General features: G+C 69.4%; 14 protein-coding genes and 2 tRNA genes. 2 read left to right on the top strand and 14 right to left on the bottom strand.

What is annotated here, in order from left to right:
- Nucleotides 1-95 precede the first annotated feature (95 nt).
- Together AC0QU1_RS00080 and AC0QU1_RS00075 are read right to left on the bottom strand one after the other, a co-directional pair.
- On the bottom strand, nucleotides 96-980 hold the full coding sequence (locus AC0QU1_RS00080; protein WP_483573630.1) for a rhomboid family intramembrane serine protease: 885 nt from the start codon (nucleotides 978-980) through the stop codon (nucleotides 96-98).
- An 83-nt stretch (nucleotides 981-1,063) separates the two neighbouring features.
- Entirely contained in the window at nucleotides 1,064-1,603 is a 540-nt protein-coding gene (locus tag AC0QU1_RS00075) for a peptidylprolyl isomerase (RefSeq protein WP_483573629.1), read from the bottom strand.
- Nucleotides 1,604-1,724: 121 nt separating this feature from the next.
- On the opposite strand from AC0QU1_RS00075, the gene AC0QU1_RS00070 reads away from it, so the two are divergent.
- Nucleotides 1,725-2,735: a hypothetical protein gene (locus tag AC0QU1_RS00070; protein WP_483573628.1), complete on the top strand. Its 1,011-nt coding sequence runs from the start codon at nucleotides 1,725-1,727 to the stop codon at nucleotides 2,733-2,735.
- Between the two features lie 153 nt (nucleotides 2,736-2,888).
- Here AC0QU1_RS00070 and AC0QU1_RS00065 read toward each other — a convergent pair whose 3' ends face one another.
- The 7 genes from AC0QU1_RS00065 to gyrB form a co-directional block, all read right to left on the bottom strand.
- A complete protein-coding gene (locus AC0QU1_RS00065; RefSeq protein WP_483573627.1) occupies nucleotides 2,889-4,091 on the bottom strand; it encodes a beta-1,3-glucanase family protein in 1,203 nt (400 codons plus the stop codon).
- A 247-nt stretch (nucleotides 4,092-4,338) separates the two neighbouring features.
- Nucleotides 4,339-4,414: transfer RNA gene (locus tag AC0QU1_RS00060), tRNA-Ala, on the bottom strand.
- A gap of 12 nt (nucleotides 4,415-4,426) precedes the next feature.
- The gene (locus tag AC0QU1_RS00055) at nucleotides 4,427-4,546 is read right to left on the bottom strand and encodes a DLW-39 family protein (protein ID WP_483573626.1); all 120 of its coding nucleotides are present in this window, start codon (nucleotides 4,544-4,546) and stop codon (nucleotides 4,427-4,429) included.
- A gap of 35 nt (nucleotides 4,547-4,581) precedes the next feature.
- Nucleotides 4,582-4,655, bottom strand: a tRNA-Ile gene (locus AC0QU1_RS00050).
- 160 nt (nucleotides 4,656-4,815) lie between these two features.
- Nucleotides 4,816-6,054 carry a DUF3566 domain-containing protein gene (locus tag AC0QU1_RS00045; protein WP_483573625.1) on the bottom strand — a complete coding sequence of 413 codons (1,239 nt, stop codon included), beginning with the start codon at nucleotides 6,052-6,054 and terminating at the stop codon, nucleotides 4,816-4,818.
- Nucleotides 6,054-8,714, bottom strand: a complete 2,661-nt coding sequence (gene gyrA, locus AC0QU1_RS00040) for a DNA gyrase subunit A (protein WP_483573624.1) — start codon at nucleotides 8,712-8,714, stop codon at nucleotides 6,054-6,056. Before gyrA ends, AC0QU1_RS00045 begins: the two co-directional genes overlap by 1 nt.
- A gap of 157 nt (nucleotides 8,715-8,871) precedes the next feature.
- Nucleotides 8,872-10,950, bottom strand: a complete 2,079-nt coding sequence (gene gyrB / locus AC0QU1_RS00035) for a DNA topoisomerase (ATP-hydrolyzing) subunit B (protein WP_483573623.1) — start codon at nucleotides 10,948-10,950, stop codon at nucleotides 8,872-8,874.
- A gap of 569 nt (nucleotides 10,951-11,519) precedes the next feature.
- Here gyrB and AC0QU1_RS00030 point away from each other — a divergent pair.
- Nucleotides 11,520-12,344, top strand: a complete 825-nt coding sequence (locus tag AC0QU1_RS00030) for a hypothetical protein (RefSeq protein WP_483573622.1) — start codon at nucleotides 11,520-11,522, stop codon at nucleotides 12,342-12,344.
- 184 nt (nucleotides 12,345-12,528) lie between these two features.
- Here AC0QU1_RS00030 and AC0QU1_RS00025 read toward each other — a convergent pair whose 3' ends face one another.
- The 5 genes from AC0QU1_RS00025 to dnaA form a co-directional block, all read right to left on the bottom strand.
- A complete protein-coding gene (locus AC0QU1_RS00025; RefSeq protein WP_483573621.1) occupies nucleotides 12,529-13,044 on the bottom strand; it encodes a DciA family protein in 516 nt (171 codons plus the stop codon).
- Nucleotides 13,045-13,063: 19 nt separating this feature from the next.
- Nucleotides 13,064-14,302, bottom strand: a complete 1,239-nt coding sequence (gene recF / locus AC0QU1_RS00020; protein WP_483573620.1) for a DNA replication/repair protein RecF — start codon at nucleotides 14,300-14,302, stop codon at nucleotides 13,064-13,066.
- A gap of 26 nt (nucleotides 14,303-14,328) precedes the next feature.
- Nucleotides 14,329-15,222: a phosphogluconate dehydrogenase (NAD(+)-dependent, decarboxylating) gene (gene gnd / locus AC0QU1_RS00015; RefSeq protein WP_483616351.1), complete on the bottom strand. Its 894-nt coding sequence runs from the start codon at nucleotides 15,220-15,222 to the stop codon at nucleotides 14,329-14,331.
- Between the two features lie 113 nt (nucleotides 15,223-15,335).
- Entirely contained in the window at nucleotides 15,336-16,469 is a 1,134-nt protein-coding gene (gene dnaN / locus AC0QU1_RS00010; protein WP_397390327.1) for a DNA polymerase III subunit beta, read from the bottom strand.
- Between the two features lie 642 nt (nucleotides 16,470-17,111).
- Nucleotides 17,112-18,548: a chromosomal replication initiator protein DnaA gene (gene dnaA / locus AC0QU1_RS00005; protein WP_483573619.1), complete on the bottom strand. Its 1,437-nt coding sequence runs from the start codon at nucleotides 18,546-18,548 to the stop codon at nucleotides 17,112-17,114.

Below are 18,548 nucleotides of genomic sequence, written 5' to 3'. Positions count from 1 at the left end.
GCTGGGGAAAAGAGAGTGGTGGCACACCGCCAGTGGGTTCGTCCGGTCCAGGGCGGTGTCCCGGACCGGGTTCCGACGACGCGCCGACCGCCCGCTCACAGGACGACGCCGGCCGAGCTGTACCGCGCCACCGCCAGGCCGACGAGGACCGCGACACCGACCAGCGGCACCAGCCAGGCGATGGCGCCGCGGCGCTCCTTCGGGGCGTACGCGTACACCGTGGCCACCAGCGCGCCGGTGACGAGCCCGCCGAGGTGCGCCTGCCAGGAGATGTTCGGCACGAAGAACCCGATGGCGCCGTTCACCGCGAGCAGGACGATCACCTGACCCATGCTGCGGCCCAGGCGGCGCATCACCGGGAGCATCGCCCCGAACAGGCCGAACACCATGCCGGAGGCGCCCACCACCGGCGTCAACCATGCGTCCGACGTGAACGGGTCGCCCGCCAGGAGCAGCACCCCCACCGATCCGCCGACGGCGGACAGCAGGCACAGGACGGCGAAGCGGGCCCGCCCGAGCAGGGGCTCGAGGAACTGGCCGGTTATCCACAGCGCGTACATGTTGAACAGGATGTGCAGCGGCGAGGTGGAGTGCAGGAACGATGCCGTGAGGAAGCGCCACGGCTCGACCGCCCCGCCCCACGGCCAGAACCACAGAAGCTGCGTCCACGCGCCCCCCGTCACGAGCTGCAGCACCCAGCTCACGACGCAGATCCCGATGATCGTGAGCGTCACCACCGGCCGGCCGTTGACGGCGGCCGTGTCGGCGCTACCGCCGAAGACCGTACGGACGCGGGGTGCGGTCCGCCTCGACTCCCTGACGCAGTCCACGCACTGCACGCCGACGGCGGCCGGGCGCTGGCACTCCGGACAGGCGGGCCGTCCACAGCGCTGACAGCGCACGTAGGACACCCGGTCCGGGTGTCGCGGGCAGACGGGAGCCTCGGCCTCGGTCGGCTCCTCGGCGGCCGGGTCGTTCATCGCGATACGTCCTCAGTCCCCTCGGTCCTCAGTGCTCGGGTGGTGCGTGGTCCGGCTCGGACGGCGTGGTCGCCGCCGTCCGCTCAGGGCTCGATGGTGACCGACTCGATGGTGATGTCCTCGACCGGGCGGTCGCCTGGACGCGTCTGCGTCTTGCCGACCTTGTCGACGACCTCGCGCGACGCGTCGTCCGCTACCTTGCCGAAGATCGTGTGCTTGCCGTTCAGCCAGGGGGTCTCGGCGGTGGTCAGGAAGAACTGCGAGCCGTTGGTGCCCTCGATCTCACCGGTCACCGGGTTCCGGCGCTTGCCGGCGTTGGCCATCGCGAGCAGGTACTTCTCGTTGAACTGGAGCTCTGGGTGGATCTCGTCGTTGAACGTGTACCCCGGGCCGCCGGTTCCCGTCCCCAGCGGGCAGCCGCCCTGGATCATGAAGTCGTCGATGACGCGGTGGAAGATCAGGCCGTCGTAGAACGGGTCCTTGCGCTCCTCGCCCGTCCGCGGGTCCGTCCATGCCTTCTCACCCGTCGCGAGGCCGACGAAGTTCTCGACGGTCTTGGGCGCGTGGTTCGGGAAGAGCTCGATGCGGATGTCACCGGAGGTGGTGTGCAGGATTGCGAACATGTATCAATCCTCCCACGGAGCGGCCCGCTGATGCTGCACGCCGACGCCCGCCCTCGCCGGTAAGGTCAGGCGGTGGCAGAGTGGCACCTTGAGGAGTACTGCACAGTTCGGGGGGAGTTTCATGACCCGCAAGAAGGTGACCGACTACGTGGACGCCGGAAAGTTCGACACCGAGAAGGTCAAGGAGAGGGCCGCCGAGGCCACAGCTCTGCTTTCCGACGTCAGCTCCAAGGCCGCTTCCCAGGCGGGGTCCCTCGCGGCCCAGGCCAAGGACCGGGCCTCGAACGCCAGGGAGTGGGCGCAGCCCCGCTTCAACGACTTCATCGCATGGCTGACGCCGCGCGCGGAGAAGGCCTGGCAGGACAGCGTCCAGGCGGCTGCCCCACAGGTCGAGAAGGTGGCGGGCAAGGCGGCGCCACTCATCGACTCCGCGCACGACAAGCTCGTGGACGACCTGCTGCCCAAGATGGTCTCCGCGTTCAACGCCGCAGCGGCCAACGCCGCAGCGGCACAAGGCAAGACGTCCCTTGCCGAGACCGTCGGCGAGGCGGCGGACAAGGCGAGCAAGAAGGGATCCAGGAGGGGCTGGCTCGTCGCACTGGCCGCCGGCGGTGTCGCCGTCGCCGGCTACGTGTTCTGGAAACGTGCCCAGCCTCAGACCGACCCGTGGGCCGAGCCCTGGGAGCAGGGTGCTGGAGCCGACTACTCGGAGGCGACCGCACGGCACTCGTCCGGCGTCGGCTCGGCGGCGGGTTCCGCCATCAGCAAGGGCAAGGAGGCGGGGGCCAAGGCCGCACAGACGGCCAAGGACCTCGGCGTCCGGGCCTACTCGGCCGCGAGCCCCGCGTTCGAGGCCGCCAAGGAGAAGGCGGGCCCCGTGCTCGACGCCGCGAAGGAGAAGGCCGCTCCGGTCTTCGACGCCGCGAAGTCGACGGCGCAGAAGGCGACCACCGCGGTCTCCGAGGCCGCACAGAAGGCCCGCAACGGTGGCGACACCGGCGCGGCACCGAAGGCGGCAGAGACCAAGGCCGCTCCGGAGACCGCCTCCCCGGTCACCGACACGGCCTCGGACGTCGCGGACGAGCCGGTCGTGGACCAGGTGCCGCAGGGGGAGAGCAAGCAGGAGGGCTGACCTCCGGCCTCCGCGCACGAGTTCCAGCAGGAGGGCCCGGCCGACATCGGCCGGGCCCTCTTGTCGTGCACGGCCCGTCGCGCGGTCTGTCACGCGCGGTCTGTCACGCGCGGTCTGTCACGTACGGCGCGAGCCGCAGGCCGCGAGCCGGCCTCAGCCGCCGATCGGCGTAGCAGCCCCGGTGAACGGGTCGAGCTGGATGAACGCCTCGGTCGGGTCGCCGTCATGCACCAGCGACTCCTGGTTGACGACGTCGTCGAACGCGAAGGCGTACGCCTTGCCGTCGGCCATCTGATCGTGGATGTACTTGGCGTAGTAGTTCGTCACCGAGTCCTGGTAGAAGCCGGCGGGGTCCTGGGTCGGCTGTGTGGTGCTGTCCAGCAGCGAGGACCGGTTGAAGCCCGCGCACAGCGTGCGCGCGATGGCGCCGACGTCGTTGTTCGGCGCCGCGAGGTCCCCCGCGCACCCGAAGATCGACTCGCCCGACGGCTTGGGGAACGTGGCGACCACGGCGCCGGACGTGTCGGTGAACGTCATCGTGTCGCCCGAGACGGTGCCCAGGAACTTCTTCTCGGGCTGATCGCCGTAGGGCACCACCGTCAGGGTCTCGGCGGAGTACTTGCTCCAGACCCGGTCGACGTAGTCGGCCAGGACGTTCGCGTCGACCTGGCCGGTGCCGACGGCGTGGCCGGGGGAGAGGACGCGCAGCACCGAGCCGTCCGGGCCGGTCTGCGCGAGGCCGTCCCAGCCGGGCTGCTGCGACAGCGCCGAGATGACGTTGGACCAGCCGTCGGGCTTGAGCATCCCGGTGTGCAGGAGCTCGCCGCTCGAGGAGCGCAGGCCCGTCTGGTACGGCGCGGAGAAGAAGTCGACCTGGGTGCTGTTGATCCACAGGCCGGAGTCGTTGAGCGTGTACTCCGTCCAGTTGAACAGGATGTTCCGGTTCGGGTCGCTCGGGTTCTGCACGGCGGGCTGGACGAGCTGGCCGTCGTTGACGATCTTGAAGTCGAGCTTGCTGCCGTACGAGAAGTACACGCGGCCCGACAGCTTGGGCAGCTCGATGGTGATGTCCTGCCCGTCGGCGGGCCCCGCGATCGACGCGTCGGGCGCGGGCTCAGGGACGCTCCCGGCGTCCGGCCATGCGTGGAACGTCCCCTGGGCGTCGGCGTAGCCGAGCTGGCCGCCGGTCTCGCCCAGGACGTAGACGAACACCTGGTCACCGCGGCCGGAGTCGTTCGTGATGGTCAGCGGGATGGTGTCTGGCACGGCTGTGGCCGCAGGCGTGGCGACCACGGCGGCCGACAGGGCGGCGGTCAGTGCGGCGGCGATGCCGATGATCTTCCTGGTCAGGGACACGCTGTCCTCCTCGGATGACGAGGGGCCGGACAGTTGGATGGTGCGCGCCCCTCCGGCTCGACCATATGGAAGGGGTCCTGCCTTGTCAGTAGCCGACGGGTGAAAAAGTGCGCGCAGAGCCCGATCTACGTGGATCCCACAGGCCGCGCGTACGGGTTCTCTCTGATGTCGTACGTCCGGCCACGTCCCGCCGCAGGTCCGGCCACGGGAACGACAGAAGCCCGGACGAATCCGGGCTTCTGTCAGGTGGTGGAGCCAGGGGGACTCGAACCCCCAACCCCCTGCTTGCAAAGCAGGTGCGCTACCAATTGCGCCATGGCCCCGCTGAGGACCGCTCAGTCGATGGAGTCGGTCACCTCGGACCAGAGGTCACGCCCGGCGGCGTCCTCGCTCAGCTTGCGCCAGAGGACGTAGCCGACACCGGCCGCGAGCAGCACTACCAGCAGCTTCTTCACGAGTTCCTCCTGGGGAGCCTCTACAGGTCCGGGAGTGGGGCTAGGAGGACTTGAACCTCCGACCTCTTCCTTATCAGGGAAGCGCTCTAACCGTCTGAGCTATAGCCCCGGGGCGAGCGTTCCGCACGCTCACGCGACACTGGAGATTACCCCAGGTCGGGACGATGTCCCAAACCGAAATCGCGGTCCGCGGTGTGATGTGCGTCGAGCCGTGCGCAGCAGCGCACGAGAACGCTCTGACGACGCCGAAAGGCGCCAGCCGGCGCCGGTCAGTCGTCGGTCAGCGTCATGTGCACGCCGCCGACGAGTGCCGCCGTGATGTTGTACAGGAACGCCATGATGGTCGCGATCGCCGTCAGCAGCACGATGTTGCAGATGCTGATCAGCGTCGCCAGCGAGATGACCCGGGGGAACTCCACGAACTGCGTGAGGTTCACGTTGCTCTGCGGCCCCACCGCGTCCTCCACGAAGCTCTGCACCGTGGTGAACACGCCGAGGCTGTTCAGCACGGACCAGAACACCGCCGTGGCGACCACCGTCATGATCGCCACCGCGACGGCCAGCAGGAACGCCAGCTTCATGACAGACCACGGGTCCACCCGCGAGATCGCGAGCCGCACGCGGCGCGGGCCCGCCGGGGCGGGACGCGGCACCTCGGGCGTGGGGGCGGACGCCGGATGCGCCGGCTCCTGCTGGCCCGGCACACCGGCCGGGGTGGCGGTGCCGCGTACCCCGGCGGCCGTGTAGTGCATCTCCGGCCGGGGCTTCGTATCGCTCGGTGCCGACACCGGCTGCGTCTCCTCGTCCGGCCGGATCGACGACACCTTCTTGGCCGCGCTGCGTGCCGCGTCGAGGGCGGCCTGGGCCGCCTTCATCGCGCCGGCCTTCACGCCCTCCGCCGCGCTCGCCGGCGCGGCCGGGGGAGTACTCGTCGACGCACTGGGCGCCGGAACCCGGTTCCACGACTTCGCGTCGGGTTCGGGCACGGGCGCGCTCCGCGGCGTCGGGGCATCGGTCTTCGACGAGGCCCGCCCGATCGCCGAGACCAGGCCCGGCGGGGCGGCCTTCGCCTCCCCGTTCGCCGACGGCGGCTGCGACGGCTTCTGGTCCTTGCCCGGGCGGCTCCCGTCGTAGGAGGACCGCCAGACCCCACCCGTCGTCGGGATGGCGGTGCCCGAGCCGGTCGGCTCCGGCGACTTGGCCGCCGGCTTGGACTCGTCCGCCTTCGCCGACGGCGCCGGGACGATGATCGGCTCCGGCAGCGGATCGCCGCCCTTACCCGCGCTGTTGGTGGACGTCTTCCCGCCCGAGGCGGTGCCCGACTCGCCGGCACCGGTCTTCACCGCCCCGTTCGACGCAGGACTCTTCTCCGAACCGGCCCCTGCCGGCTTCGCGGCCGGGGTCTCGGCCGCGTCCTCGGTCACTTCCTTGCGGTTCCTGGTGATCTCCAGGTCCTCGTCGAGCGCGGGCGTCGCAGTGCGCACGGGCCCGTTCTTGTCACTCGTCATCAGCTGTCCTCGCGTCCGGTGCTGTCCTGCTCAGGGGTGCTCGGCACTTCGTCGGGGGTCGGATTCTCTTCCACGGTAACCCGCGCGGTGGGATCGTCGTCGGAGTTCTCGTCCACGGCACCTGCCGTATCACCCGCATCCTCGCGCTCAGCGTTGCGTGCGACGGCGATGATCCTGTCCCCCTTGTCCGGCTTTGCGAAGGTTACCCCCTGCGTGTTCCGCCCGGTGAGGTTGACCTCGGCAACTGCCGAGCGCACGATCTTGCCGCGCTCCATGATCACCAGCACTTCGTCGTCCACGTGCGTCACCAGCGCACCCACAAGATCACCCCGTGCCTCCACCAGGTTGGCGACCTTGATGCCGAGGCCGCCGCGGCCCTGGATCCGGTACTCCGAGATGCGGGTGCGCTTGGCGAAGCCGCCCTCGGTGACGACGAAGAGGTCCGCCCCCTCGACGACGACGTCGGCGGACAGCAGCTCGTCGTCCTCCCGGAACTTCATGCCGGTGACGCCGGAGGTGGCGCGGCCCAGCGGACGGATCGACTCGTCGTCGGCGTGGAACCGGATCGACTGGCCCTTGCGGGAGACGAGGATCAGGTCGTCGTCGGCGTTCACGAGGCGGGCCGAGACCAGCTCGTCGGCCGCGCCGTCGGCGTCCTCCCGGAGGTTGATCGCAATGAGGCCGCCTGAGCGCGGCGAGTTGTACTCGCCGAGGCGGGTCTTCTTCACCAGCCCGCGCCGCGTGGCCAGGACCAGGTACTCCGCTGCCTCGTAGTCGGGGATGTCGAGCACCTGGGCGATCTTCTCGCCGGGCTGGAACGCCAGCAGGTTCGCGACGTGCTGGCCCTTGGAGTCGCGGCCGCCCTCCGGCAGCTCGTAACCCTTGGCCCGGTAGACCCGGCCCAGGTTGGTGAAGAACAGCATCCAGTGGTGGGTCGTCGTCGTGAAGAAGTGGTCCACGATGTCGTCCTCGCGGAGCTGTGCGCCGCGCACACCCTTGCCGCCGCGCTTCTGCGAGCGGTAGTTGTCCGTCCGGGTCCGCTTGGCGTAGCCGCCGCGCGTGATCGTGACGACCACGTCCTCCTCGGGGATGAGGTCCTCCATCGACATGTCGCCGTCGTACGGGAGGATCGTGGTGCGGCGCTCGTCGCCCCAGCGCTCGGTGACCTCGTCGAGCTCGTCACCCACGATGGACCGCTGCCGCTCGGGCTTGGCGAGGATGTCCTTGTAGTCGTCGATCTCGGCCTGGAGCCGGGCGTGGTCGTCGAGGATCTTCTGCCGCTCCAGCGCCGCCAGACGGCGGAGCTGCAGTGCGAGGATCGCGTTCGCCTGCTGCTCGTCGATGTCGAGCAGAGCCATCAGACCCGTCCGCGCCTCGTCGGCGTCGGGGGAGCGGCGGATCAGCGCGATGACCTCGTCCAGCGCGTCGAGGGCCTTGAGGTAGCCGTCGTAGATGTGGATCTGGTCCTGCGCCTCCTTGAGGAGGTACTCGGTGCGCCGGCGGACCACCTCGATCTGGTGCGTGGTCCAGTGCCGCACGAAGGCGTCGATGCTGAGCGTGCGGGGCACCTCGTCGACCAGCGCGAGCATGTTCGCGCTGAAGTTCTCCTGGAGCTGGGTGTGCTTGTAGAGGTTGTTCAGCACGACCTTCGCGACGGCGTCGCGCTTGAGCACGATCACCAGGCGCTGGCCGGTGCGGCCCGACGTCTCGTCGCGGATGTCGGCGATGCCCTGAATGCGGTTGTCATTGACGAGGTCGGCGATCTTCGCCGCCAGGTTGTCCGGGTTCACCATGTAGGGCAGCTCGGTGACGACAAGGCAGATGCGGTTCTGGATCTCCTCGACGCTCACCACCGCACGCATCGTGATGGAGCCGCGGCCGGTGCGGTACGCGTCCTCGATGCCCTTGTGGCCGAGGATCTGCGCACCCGTCGGGAAGTCCGGACCCTTGATGCGCTGCATCAGCGCCTCGAGCAGCTCCTCGCGCGACGCGTCGGGGTGGGCGAGGTGCCAGCGGACGCCGTCGGCCACCTCGCGCAGGTTGTGCGGCGGGATGTTCGTCGCCATGCCGACGGCGATCCCCGCCGAACCGTTGACCAGCAGGTTCGGGATGCGGGCGGGCAGGACCGCCGGCTCCTGGGTGCGGCCGTCGTAGTTGGGCCGGAAGTCGACGGTGCCCTTCTCGATGTCGCGCACCATCTCCAGCGCGAGCGGCGCCATCTTGCACTCGGTGTACCGGGGAGCTGCGGCGGGGTCGTTGCCGGGCGAGCCGAAGTTGCCCTGACCCGCGACCAGCGGGTAGCGCAGCACCCAGTCCTGGACCAGGCGCACCAGGGTGTCGTAGATCGCGGTGTCGCCGTGCGGGTGGTACTTGCCCATGACGTCGCCGACGACGCGCGAGCACTTGGAGAAGGCGCGGTCGGGCCGGTACCCGCCGTCGTACATCGCGTAGATGACGCGGCGGTGCACCGGCTTGAGGCCGTCCCGCACGTCGGGCAGCGCGCGGCCGACGATCACGCTCATCGCGTAGTCGAGGTACGACCGCTGCATCTCCAGCTGCAGGTCCACCTGCTCGACGCGCCCGTGGTGCACCGCGATCCGCGCGTCGTCCATGGGCATGCCGTCGTCGGAGCTCTCCACGCCGGGGGTCTCGTCCGTCACCGTCTGTACTTCCTTTCCACGCCGCTGGGCGTGTCACTTCGTCTCACGTCGATATCTTCCGAGCCCCGCCGGCTGACCGCTCGGGGCACCGAGTCAGATACCCGACTCAGATATCTCTGCTCGTGTCGATATCTTCCGGGGCTCGCAAGCTCACTCCTCAGATATCGAGGAACCGCACGTCCTTGGCATTGCGCTGGATGAAGGTGCGCCGCGACTCGACGTCCTCGCCCATGAGGACCGAGAAGATCTCGTCGGCCGCGGCCGCGTCGTCCATGGTCACCTGCAGCAGCGTCCGGTGGTCCGGGTCCATGGTGGTGTCCCACAGCTCGGAGTAGTCCATCTCGCCCAGGCCCTTGTAGCGCTGGATGCCGTTGTCCTTGGGGATCCGCTTGCCCTGTGCGGCGCCGGCCTCGAGGAACGCGTCGCGCTCCCGGTCGGAGTACACGTAGTCGTGCGGGGCGTTGCTCCACTTGATCCGGTACAGCGGCGGCTGCGCGAGGTACACGTGCCCCTGCTCGATCAGAGGGCGCATGTACCGGAACAGCAGCGTGAGCAGCAGCGTGCAGATGTGCTGGCCGTCGACGTCGGCGTCGGCCATGAGCACGATCTTGTGGTAGCGGAGCTTCGCGATGTCGAAGTCCTCGCCGATGCCCGTGCCGAACGCCGTGATCAGGGCCTGGACCTCCGCGTTGGACAGCGCCCGGTCGAGGCGCGCGCGCTCGACGTTCAGGATCTTGCCGCGCAGCGGCAGGATCGCCTGGTTGTGCGGGTTGCGGCCGCGTACCGCCGAACCGCCGGCCGAGTCACCCTCGACGACGTAGATCTCGCACTCCTCCGGGAACCGCGACTGGCAGTCCTTGAGCTTGCCGGGCATGCCGCCGCCGTTGAGGATTCCCTTGCGCCGCGTGGCCTCGCGCGCCTTGCGCGCCGCGATCCGGGCCTGCGAGGCCTGGATCGCCTTGCGGATGACGTCGCGTGCCTCGTTCGGGTGGGCGTCGAACCAGTCCGTGAGCTGTTCACGCACGACCCGCTGCACGAAGGTCTTGGCCTCCGTGTTGCCCAGCTTGGTCTTGGTCTGGCCCTCGAACTGCGGCTCGCCGAGCTTCACGGAGATGACGGCGGTGAGGCCCTCGCGGATGTCGTCACCCGTGAGGTTCTCGTCCTTCTCCTTGATGATGCCCTTGTCGCGCGCGTAGCTGTTGACCAGCGTGGTCATCGCCGCGCGGAAGCCCTCCTCGTGCGTGCCGCCCTCGGTGGTCGAGATGGTGTTCGCGAAGGTGTGCACCGACTCGCTGTACGCGCTGGTCCACTGGAGCGCGACCTCCACCGAGATCTTGCGCTCCGTGTCCTCGCTGTCGAACGAGATCACGTCGGGGTGGATGAGCTCCACCCGCTTCGCGGAGTTGAGGTGGTGGACGTAGTCCATGAGGCCGTTGTCGTACTTGTACGTGACGGTGCGCCAGCCGTCCGCCTCCTGGCCGGCGTCCGGCGTCCGCCCCTCGGCATCCGGCTGACCGTCCGCGCCGGCGGCCTCCCCGGCCGCCTCGGGCTCGGCGCCCGTGACCTCGTCCGTCGCGGAGGAGTGGCCGGCGCGCTCGTCGGTGAGCGTGATCCGCAGGCCCTTGTTGAGGAAGGCGTACTGCTGGAACCGCGCGCGGAGCGTCTCGAAGTCGTACTCCGTGGTCTCGAAGATCGTCCCGTCGGCCCAGAACGTCTGGGTGGTGCCGGTGTGCTCGTCGGCACCGAGCGGCTCGAGCTGCTCGACGCCGGTGACCGGGTTGCCGCCGTCGGTGTACTCCTGGCGCCAGTGGTACCCGTCGCGGCGCACCTCGGAGATGAACCGGTAGCTCAGCGCGTTCACGACGGACATGCCGACGCCGTGCAGACCGCCGGAGACGGCGTACCCACCGCCACCGAACTTGCCGCCGGCGTGCAGGATGGTCATCACGACCTCAAGCGTCGGCTTGCCCTCCGTCGGGTGCATGGCGACCGGAATGCCTCGTCCGTCGTCGGTGACCCGCACCCCACCATCGGCCATGAGCCGCACGTCGATCTCGCTGGCGTGGCCAGCGAGGGCCTCGTCCACAGCGTTATCCACAATCTCGTACACAAGGTGGTGGAGCCCACGCTCACCGGTCGATCCGATATACATGCCCGGTCGCTTACGAACGGCCTCGAGACCTTCCAGGACGGTGATGTTCCCGGCGTCGTAGCCGCCGTCGATTCGCTCTGTCACGGGCGGGGTTGCTCCTCGTCTTTCAGGCACACGATGTGCACGACGACGGACGTACCAGCGACTGCGCGAGCAGGCCGGACCCGGTAGGGGTCCACACCGTGCTCGGGTGCTCAGGTACTGTCCGACGGCTCGTCGGTGCTCAGCGTTCCGGGCCCTCAGGACGGTCCTGGGAACCCAGCGCGGTTGACCCCTCCATACTACCTTCTGAGCGGCGAAAATCCGGGATCCGAGGCCGTTTGTGGGCAGTCCTCCACAACCTTTCTCCACAGGGTGATTTTTGGGGTCCTGGCGAGGTTGCCGAGCGGTCGCGAGGGCTTCCGGCGGGGGCTCGACCGGCCCGTCGGCCGTGGGCGGTCGACGGGCTGTCCACGCGTCGGCCACGCGCCGCCGTCGGAGCGGAGCCAACCCCGCGAGAGTCCCTCCGGATCGTCATGCCAGACCCTGCCGAAGGTCAGATAATTTGCACGCAGAAGGTGACATTTCGTTGATTTGTCGTTTTCTGCTCTAATAGCGCCGACCGGTCACATGCGCAACTTCGCGCACCCGTCTTCTCTTCGAAGGGCAACAGAGTGAAGAAGCTTCTCGCCGGCGGAACTCTCGCCGTACTGGCCTTCGGCGGCATGATCGCCACGGCTGCCCCCGCCTCCGCGCACATCCCGAACGCCACCGCCGACTGCGCCGGCCTCAACGTAGACCTCAAGATGTACCCGAGCGGGACCACAATCGACGTGGTCATCGACGGTGTCTCCGCAGACAGCCTGACCCTCAGCTCCGGCTGGGGCGACCACGTCAAGTTCTACGCCTTCGAGGACCAGACGGTCGCGCACGAGTGGTCCGTCAGCGTCGACTCGCCCGACAGCGAGACCCTCCACCCGGACGGCTACGACTACGAGGCCAGCGGAGTCGTCGAGGCGTGCGCCGAGCCGCCCGCCAAGGAGGTCGTCTCCCCGGCCACGCCGGAGCCCGTTGCCGGCTGCGCCGCCAGCCTCGACGACGTGATCCTCCCGGGCAACACCGAGGCGATCACCTACACCAAGACCGAGGCGGGCATCGTCGCCGCTCTCACCTCTGACGCCTACGTCTTCCCCGAGGACCTGGGCAACTACGTGCTCCAGGCGGACGGCACCGCGCTGCTGCCGGCCGAGCTCGTCGTCATCGAGGAGGAGTGCGAGCCGGCTCCGGAGCCGAGCGAGCCCAGCGTCGAGCCGTCCGAGGAGGCCTCGGTTCCGCCCGTGGCCGAGGAGCCGTCGGCGTCCCCCAGCCCCGTGGCTGAGGAGCCCGAGGAGCTGGCCGCGACCGGTGCGACCGTCGGTGGCGCCATCGCGTTCGCCGCTCTGCTCGCCGCCGGTGGTATCGCCCTGGTCTGGGCCCGCCGCCGCATGCAGAACGCGTGAGCAACTAGTTACCGGCTGACGCTACGGCGCGGCTGACAACCACGGAGGGCTTCCCGGCTTCGGCCGGGGAGCCCTTCGTCGTTGCCGGGGTCTTGAGCCTTGCTGGCCGGGCCGTCTTGCAGGCGGGTGCGGTTTCGGCGGGCGGAGCTGGGGCGAACGAAGCTGCCGACGCCGTTCGCCGGTGTCAGCCCCAGGTGTCCCGCGGCCCGGGACCCCGCACCGACCGCGGTCCCCGCCGAAACCCGGGACCGGCCGGCCCGAGCACCGTGACCTCCTCGACCACACCCTCCCCGATCTCCTCCGCCATGCGCCGAACCAGCGTCGGCACCAGCAGGCGGAGCTGGGTCGCCCAGGCGGTCGAGTCCGCGCGTACCACGAGCACCTTGTCCTCGAAGGTCTCCGGCGTGCAGTGATCGGCGATCTCCGGGCCCACGACTTCGCGCCACCGCCCCATGACACCACCGACCGACACGTCCTCGGTCCAGCCCTTCTCACGCAGGAACCGGCCGACCACCGACCCGAGGAGCTGGGGGTCCCGTGCGCCGGGTCCCGACCCGCTCGACCGCGGCTCCGCCAGGGGAGAGCGGCGGGACGGCGATCCGGGCCGCAGCCCGCGGGCACGAGCAGCGGCCTTCGCGCGGTTCAATGCGGCGCGCGCCACCTCCGAAGCGGGTGTCAGGCCGAGCTCGGAGTTATCCACAGGCCCTTGTGGAGATTCGTCAGTCACGCGTCACCGTCCCGGGTTCCACCTGAAACCGTACGCCGTCCAGGACGGCCGGGACATCCTCCGGCACGGCCGCGGTCACCAGCACCTGGCGGGCCGGGAGCACCAAGTCCGCCAGCCGTTCCCGACGCCGGACGTCGAGCTCGGCGAACACGTCGTCGAGGATGAGCACGGGGTCCGCGTCCGTGCCGAGATCCGGGTCCCAGAAAGCGGGTGAATCGGCCGAATTCTGCGGGTCTCCGCCCAGGAGCCGGAACGACGCGAGCCGCAGCGCGAGCGCGAACGACCAGGACTCGCCGTGGCTCGCGTAGCCCTTGGCCGGCAGCCCGCCGAGCGTCAGGACCAGGTCGTCACGGTGCGGGCCGACCAGGCTCACGCCGCGCTCGAGCTCCTGCGGCCGGACCGCCCCGAGGGCCTCCAGCAGCAGGTCACGGAGGTGTCCGACATCGGTGAAGTTATCCCCAGAGGCTGTGGACAGCTCCGGTGGATCGTCCGGCGAGAGGGCGGCCAACGACGACCGATAGGCGATCTCCGCGTGCCCGTCGGCATCGCTCACCTGCTCGTACGCTGCTGCGACCGCCGGTCGCAGCGCGTCGACGAGCTGGACCCGCAGCGACAGGATTTCGGCACCGAGCTCGGCGAGCCGCGCGTCCCAGACGTCGAGCGTCGCCAGCTCCGCGGCGGCCCCGTTCTCGGACCTGGCTGAGCCGCCCGCGCGACGTGCCGCACGCGCCGACTTGAGCAGTGCGGAACGCTGCCGCAGCACCCGGTCGTAGTCGGAAAGCACCGCCGACACCCGCGGCATCATCAGCACCAGCAACTGGTCCATGAACCGCCGTCGGCCGTCCGGATCGCCCTTGACGAGGGCGAGGTCCTCCGGTGCGAACAGCACCGTGCGCAGGACCCCCAGCACATCCCGCGCACGTACCGGCTGGCCGCGGTTGATCCGGGCGCGGTTCGCCTTGCCCTGCGTGATCTCCAGCTCGACGGTGCTCGCCCGGTCGCCCCGCACGATGCGGGTCCGCACCACCGCCCGTTCCGCACCCGACCGGATCAGGGGCGCGTCGGTGGCGACCCGGTGCGAGCCGAGCGTCGCGACGTAGCCGATCGCCTCGACGAGGTTGGTCTTGCCCCGTCCGTTGCGCCCGACGAAGGCGTTGACCCCGGGCTCGAGCTCGACGTCGGCCGACGCGTACGACCGGAAGTCCAGCAGGGAGAGGTGGGAGACGTACATCGGTAGGAGATGGTACGTCCCGGCCGCTACTCGGCCGACTTCACCGCGTGCCCGCCGAACTGCTGACGCAGCGCGGCCACCGCCTTCATGGCCGGCGACTGCTCCTGGCGGGAGGCGAACCGCGCGAAGAGGGCGGCGGAGATCACGGGGAGCGGCACGGCCATGTCGATGCCCTCGTCCACGGTCCAGCGGCCCTCGCCGGAGTCGTCGACCCAGTCGTCCAGGAGGGCGAGCTTCGGGTCCTTCTCGAGGGCCTTCACCATGAGGTCGAGCAGCCACGAGCGCACGACGGTACCGCGGCTCCAGGCCCGCATGGTGCCGTGCACGTCGGTGATGAGGTCCTTGGCGGCCAGCAGTTCGTAGCCCTCCGCGTACGCCTGCATGAGGCCGTACTCGATGCCGTTGTGGACCATCTTGGCGTAGTGGCCGGCACCGACGTCGCCGGCGTGGACGAAGCCCTCCTCGCGGGGACCCTCCGGGCGCAGCACGTCGAAGACGGGCATGACCGTCTCGACGTCGGCGGCCGCGCCGCCGACCATCAGGCCGTAGCCGTTCTCGAGGCCCCACACACCGCCGCTCACGCCGACGTCGAGGTAGCCGATGCCCTTCTTGGCGAGCTCGGCCGCCCGCTCCTGGTCCTCCACGTAGTGGGAGTTGCCCCCCTCGATCACGATGTCGCCCTCGGACAGGATCTCGCCGAGCTGGTCGAGCACGCCGCGCGTCGGCTCGCCCGCCGGGACCATGACCCAGACGACCCGCCGGTCCGACGGGAGCGCTGCGGCGAGGTCGGCGAGCGTCGCGACGTCCGACACCTCCGGCCGCGGGTCGAACCCGGTGACCTCGATACCGCCCTTGCGCAGGCGGGCCCGCATGTTGTTGCCCATCTTCCCCAGGCCGACCAGGCCGATGTGGGTGACCATGTGCGTAAATCCTCCAGGGGTCGTTCGACGGGCTCGCTCGTGGCGACCGTCCTTGGTGCGGGCTGACGATAGTCGGGCTGGGCCGCTCGGCCCGCGGTGGCGGGCCGGTGCCGTCAGCCGGTGAACCGGATCGGGACCAGCAGGTACCGGTACGCGGAGTCGTCCTCGCCGTCCAGGCTGCCCTGACCCGTGAACTCGACCGGCTTGTTGGGGTGCGTGAAGGACAGGCGGACGAAGTCGGTGCCCAGCGCGCCGAGCCCGTCGAGCAGGAACTGCGGGTTGAACGCCACCGCGATGTCCTCACCCACCAGCACGGCCTCCAGGGCCTCCGACGCCTGCGCGTCGTCGCCCTGCCCCGCGTCGAGGACGACCTGCCCCTCGCTGAAGGAGAGCCGGATCGGCGTGTTGCGCTCGGCGACCAGGCTCACCCGCTTCGCCGCCTCGATCAGCGGTGCGGTCGCGACGACGGCGTGGATGGGCGTGCTGTCGGGGAACAGCCGGCGGACGGCGGGGTAGTCGCCGTCGACGAGCTGGGACGTGGTCTGCCGGCCGCCGGCCTCGAAACCCACAAGGTCGAGACCCTGACCTGTGGACAGACCGACGTTCACGAGGCCGCCGCCCGAGCCGAGCGACTTGGCGACGTCGTTGAGCGTGCGTGCGCGCACGAGCGCGACCGCGGAGAAGCCGGGCGTCGCCGGCGTCCACGTCAGCTCACGCAGCGCGAGCCGGTAGCGGTCGGTGGACAGGAGGGTGATGCGTTCGCCCTCGATCTCCACCCGGACGCCGGTCAGGAGCGGCAGCGTGTCGTCGCGGCTGGCCGCCACGGTGACCTGTGCGACGGCGTGGGTGAAGGCGTCGCCGGAGACCGTGCCGCTGACCTCGGGGAGTCCCGGGAGTGCGGGGTACTCGTCCACAGGCATCGTGAGGAGTGTGAAGCGGCTCGCACCGCAGGTGACGACGACCTTGTTGCCCTCGAGCGCCACGTCGACGGGCTTGTTGGGCAGGGCGCGCGAGATCTCCGCGAGCAGGCGGCCGGAGACCAGCACCGTGCCTGGCTCGGCGACCTCTGCGGGGATCTCGGAGCGCGCCGACGTCTCGTAGTCGAAGCTCGCGAGGTTGATCACGCCCTGTGCGTCGGCCTCGATCCGGACGCCGGCGAGCACGGGAGCCGGCGGGCGCGTGGGGAGCGTGCGAGCGGTCCATGTCACGGCATCGGCGAGGACGTCGCGCTCGACCCTGAACTTCATGCCGTTACATCTCCTCTTGTTCCTGGGCTGTCGAGGGAAACCCTACGCGAGTTGACGACCGCGCGGCACTCGACAGACCGGCCTGTGGATGGACATCCCCTGGGCTCTCGTACTAGTGTTCGAAGTGGTGCCTTGAGCGCCCGAGCCGCCTGATGAAGGCGTGTGGATCCCCTCTTAGAGATAGATCTCGTCGTAGTAGTCGGTGTTGTGGAAACTGGGGAAATCGACTCTTTCCGCAGGTCAGATGCCTTTTTCTCCTGTGGAGGATCTGTGGGTCGGTCTGTGCAAGAACTGGGGACCCCTGTGGAGCGCCGATTTGTACACACAGGCTGTCCACTGATTCGGGGGTCCCCGCCCACAGAAAACGGCCGTTCGTCCACACCCGTCCACAGGCTTGTCCCCAGGTGTGTATGGGCAGGTCAGCGTCTCGGGCCGAGTTCTGCACAGTGCGTGTCCACAACGCTGGGGACAAGGAGAGCGGAGCCTCCGCAATCCGGGGATCAGTGTGTGGACAGACCTGTGGAGGTGCGGATACGCAACAACCCCGCGCGCGGGCCGGGTGGTGCACAGGGGTGAGAAAAGGGAAGGAAACGGGCACGGGGGCCCGACGTCGGGGCGCCATGGCTCTCGTGGACCGGGCGATCAGCCGCGCTGCTGCTGCTTGATCCGGCTCGTGAGTTCCGTGACCTGGTTGTAGGTCGAGCGGCGCTCGGCCATCTGTCCGGCGATCTTCTTGTTCGCGTGCATCACGGTGGTGTGGTCGCGTCCCCCGAACTGCTGGCCGATCTTCGGCAGCGACAGGTCGGTGAGCTCGCGGCACAGGTACATGGCGATCTGCCGGGCGGTCACCAGGACGCGCGACCGGGACGAGCCGCACAGGTCCTCGATCGTGAGGCCGAAGTACGCGGCCGTCTGCGCGATGACGACTGCCGGCGTGATCTCCGCCGTGTCGTCGTCATCCGTGATGAGGTCCTTGAGCACGATCTCCGCGAGGGCCAGGTCCACCTGCTGCCGGTTCAGGTTGGCGAAGGCGGTGACGCGGATCAGCGCACCCTCGAGCTCCCGGATGTTCGTCGAGATTCGCGAGCCGATGTAGGACAGGACCTCCGCGGGGACGTCCAGATGCTCGCTCGCCGCCTTCTTGCGCATGATCGCGATGCGCGTCTCGAGGTCGGGCGGCTGGACGTCGGTGATGAGCCCCCACTCGAAGCGGGAGCGCAGCCGGTCCTCGAAGCCGTTGAGCTGCTTCGGCGGGACGTCGGAGGTGATCACGACCTGCTTGTTCGCGTTGTGCAGCGCGTTGAAGGTGTGGAAGAACTCCTCCATCGTCTGTTCCTTGCCCTGCAGGAACTGGATGTCGTCGATGAGGAGCACGTCGACGTCGCGGTACCGGCGCTGGAACGCTCCGGCCTTGCCCTCGCCGATGCTGTTGATGAAGTCGTTGGTGAACTCCTCGGAGTTCACGTACCGCACCCGGATGTGTGGATACAGGTTGTGGACGTAGTGCCCGATCGCGTGCAGCAGGTGGGTCTTGCCCAGCCCCGAGTCGCCGTAGATGAAGAGTGGGTTGTACGCCTTGGCGGGTGCCTCGGCGACGGCGACGGCGGCCGCGTGGGCGAACCGGTTGGACGAGCCGATGACGAACGTCTCGAAGATGTACTTCGGGTTCAGCCGCGTCGGCTCGGACGACGGCTTGGGCGCGGGCTGCGGCGCGATCGGCATCTGCGCCTGCTCGGGCTCGGGGGGCTCGTGGTCGAGGGAGAGCGCGGCCGGCCCGGAGATCTGCGAGGGGCCGGCGAGCGTGCTGCTGCTCAGCTCGGGATCGACGGTGATCCCGAAGCGGACGTCGCGACCGAGCACGGAGGACATCGCCGAGACGAGGTCGTCACGGACCGCCGTCTCCAGGTAGGTTCGCGTCTGCTCGTGGGGGACGGCGATGAAGACCATGTCGTCCAGCACCGCCATCGGCTTGGCCAGACGGATGAAGGCGAGCTGCCGGGGGCTCATGTCGGGCCGGGCCTCGAGCGCCGTCAGGGTCTGTGCCCAGACGTCGCCGATGTTCTCGTCCGGGTTGGCCAC

It is taken from the genome of Promicromonospora noduliphila (assembly GCF_056951025.1).
This window is presented reverse-complemented; position numbering and strand designations above follow the sequence as displayed.

Coding starts and splice junctions, on each gene's coding strand:
- AC0QU1_RS00080 (WP_483573630.1), bottom strand. CDS start 980: ATGAACGACCCGGCCGCCGAGGAGCCGACCGAGGCCGAGGCTCCCGTC.
- AC0QU1_RS00070 (WP_483573628.1), top strand. CDS start 1,725: ATGACCCGCAAGAAGGTGACCGACTACGTGGACGCCGGAAAGTTCGAC.
- AC0QU1_RS00075 (WP_483573629.1), bottom strand. CDS start 1,603: ATGTTCGCAATCCTGCACACCACCTCCGGTGACATCCGCATCGAGCTC.
- gnd (WP_483616351.1), bottom strand. CDS start 15,222: ATGGTCACCCACATCGGCCTGGTCGGCCTGGGGAAGATGGGCAACAAC.
- AC0QU1_RS00045 (WP_483573625.1), bottom strand. CDS start 6,054: ATGACGAGTGACAAGAACGGGCCCGTGCGCACTGCGACGCCCGCGCTC.
- recF (WP_483573620.1), bottom strand. CDS start 14,302: ATGTACGTCTCCCACCTCTCCCTGCTGGACTTCCGGTCGTACGCGTCG.
- dnaN (WP_397390327.1), bottom strand. CDS start 16,469: ATGAAGTTCAGGGTCGAGCGCGACGTCCTCGCCGATGCCGTGACATGG.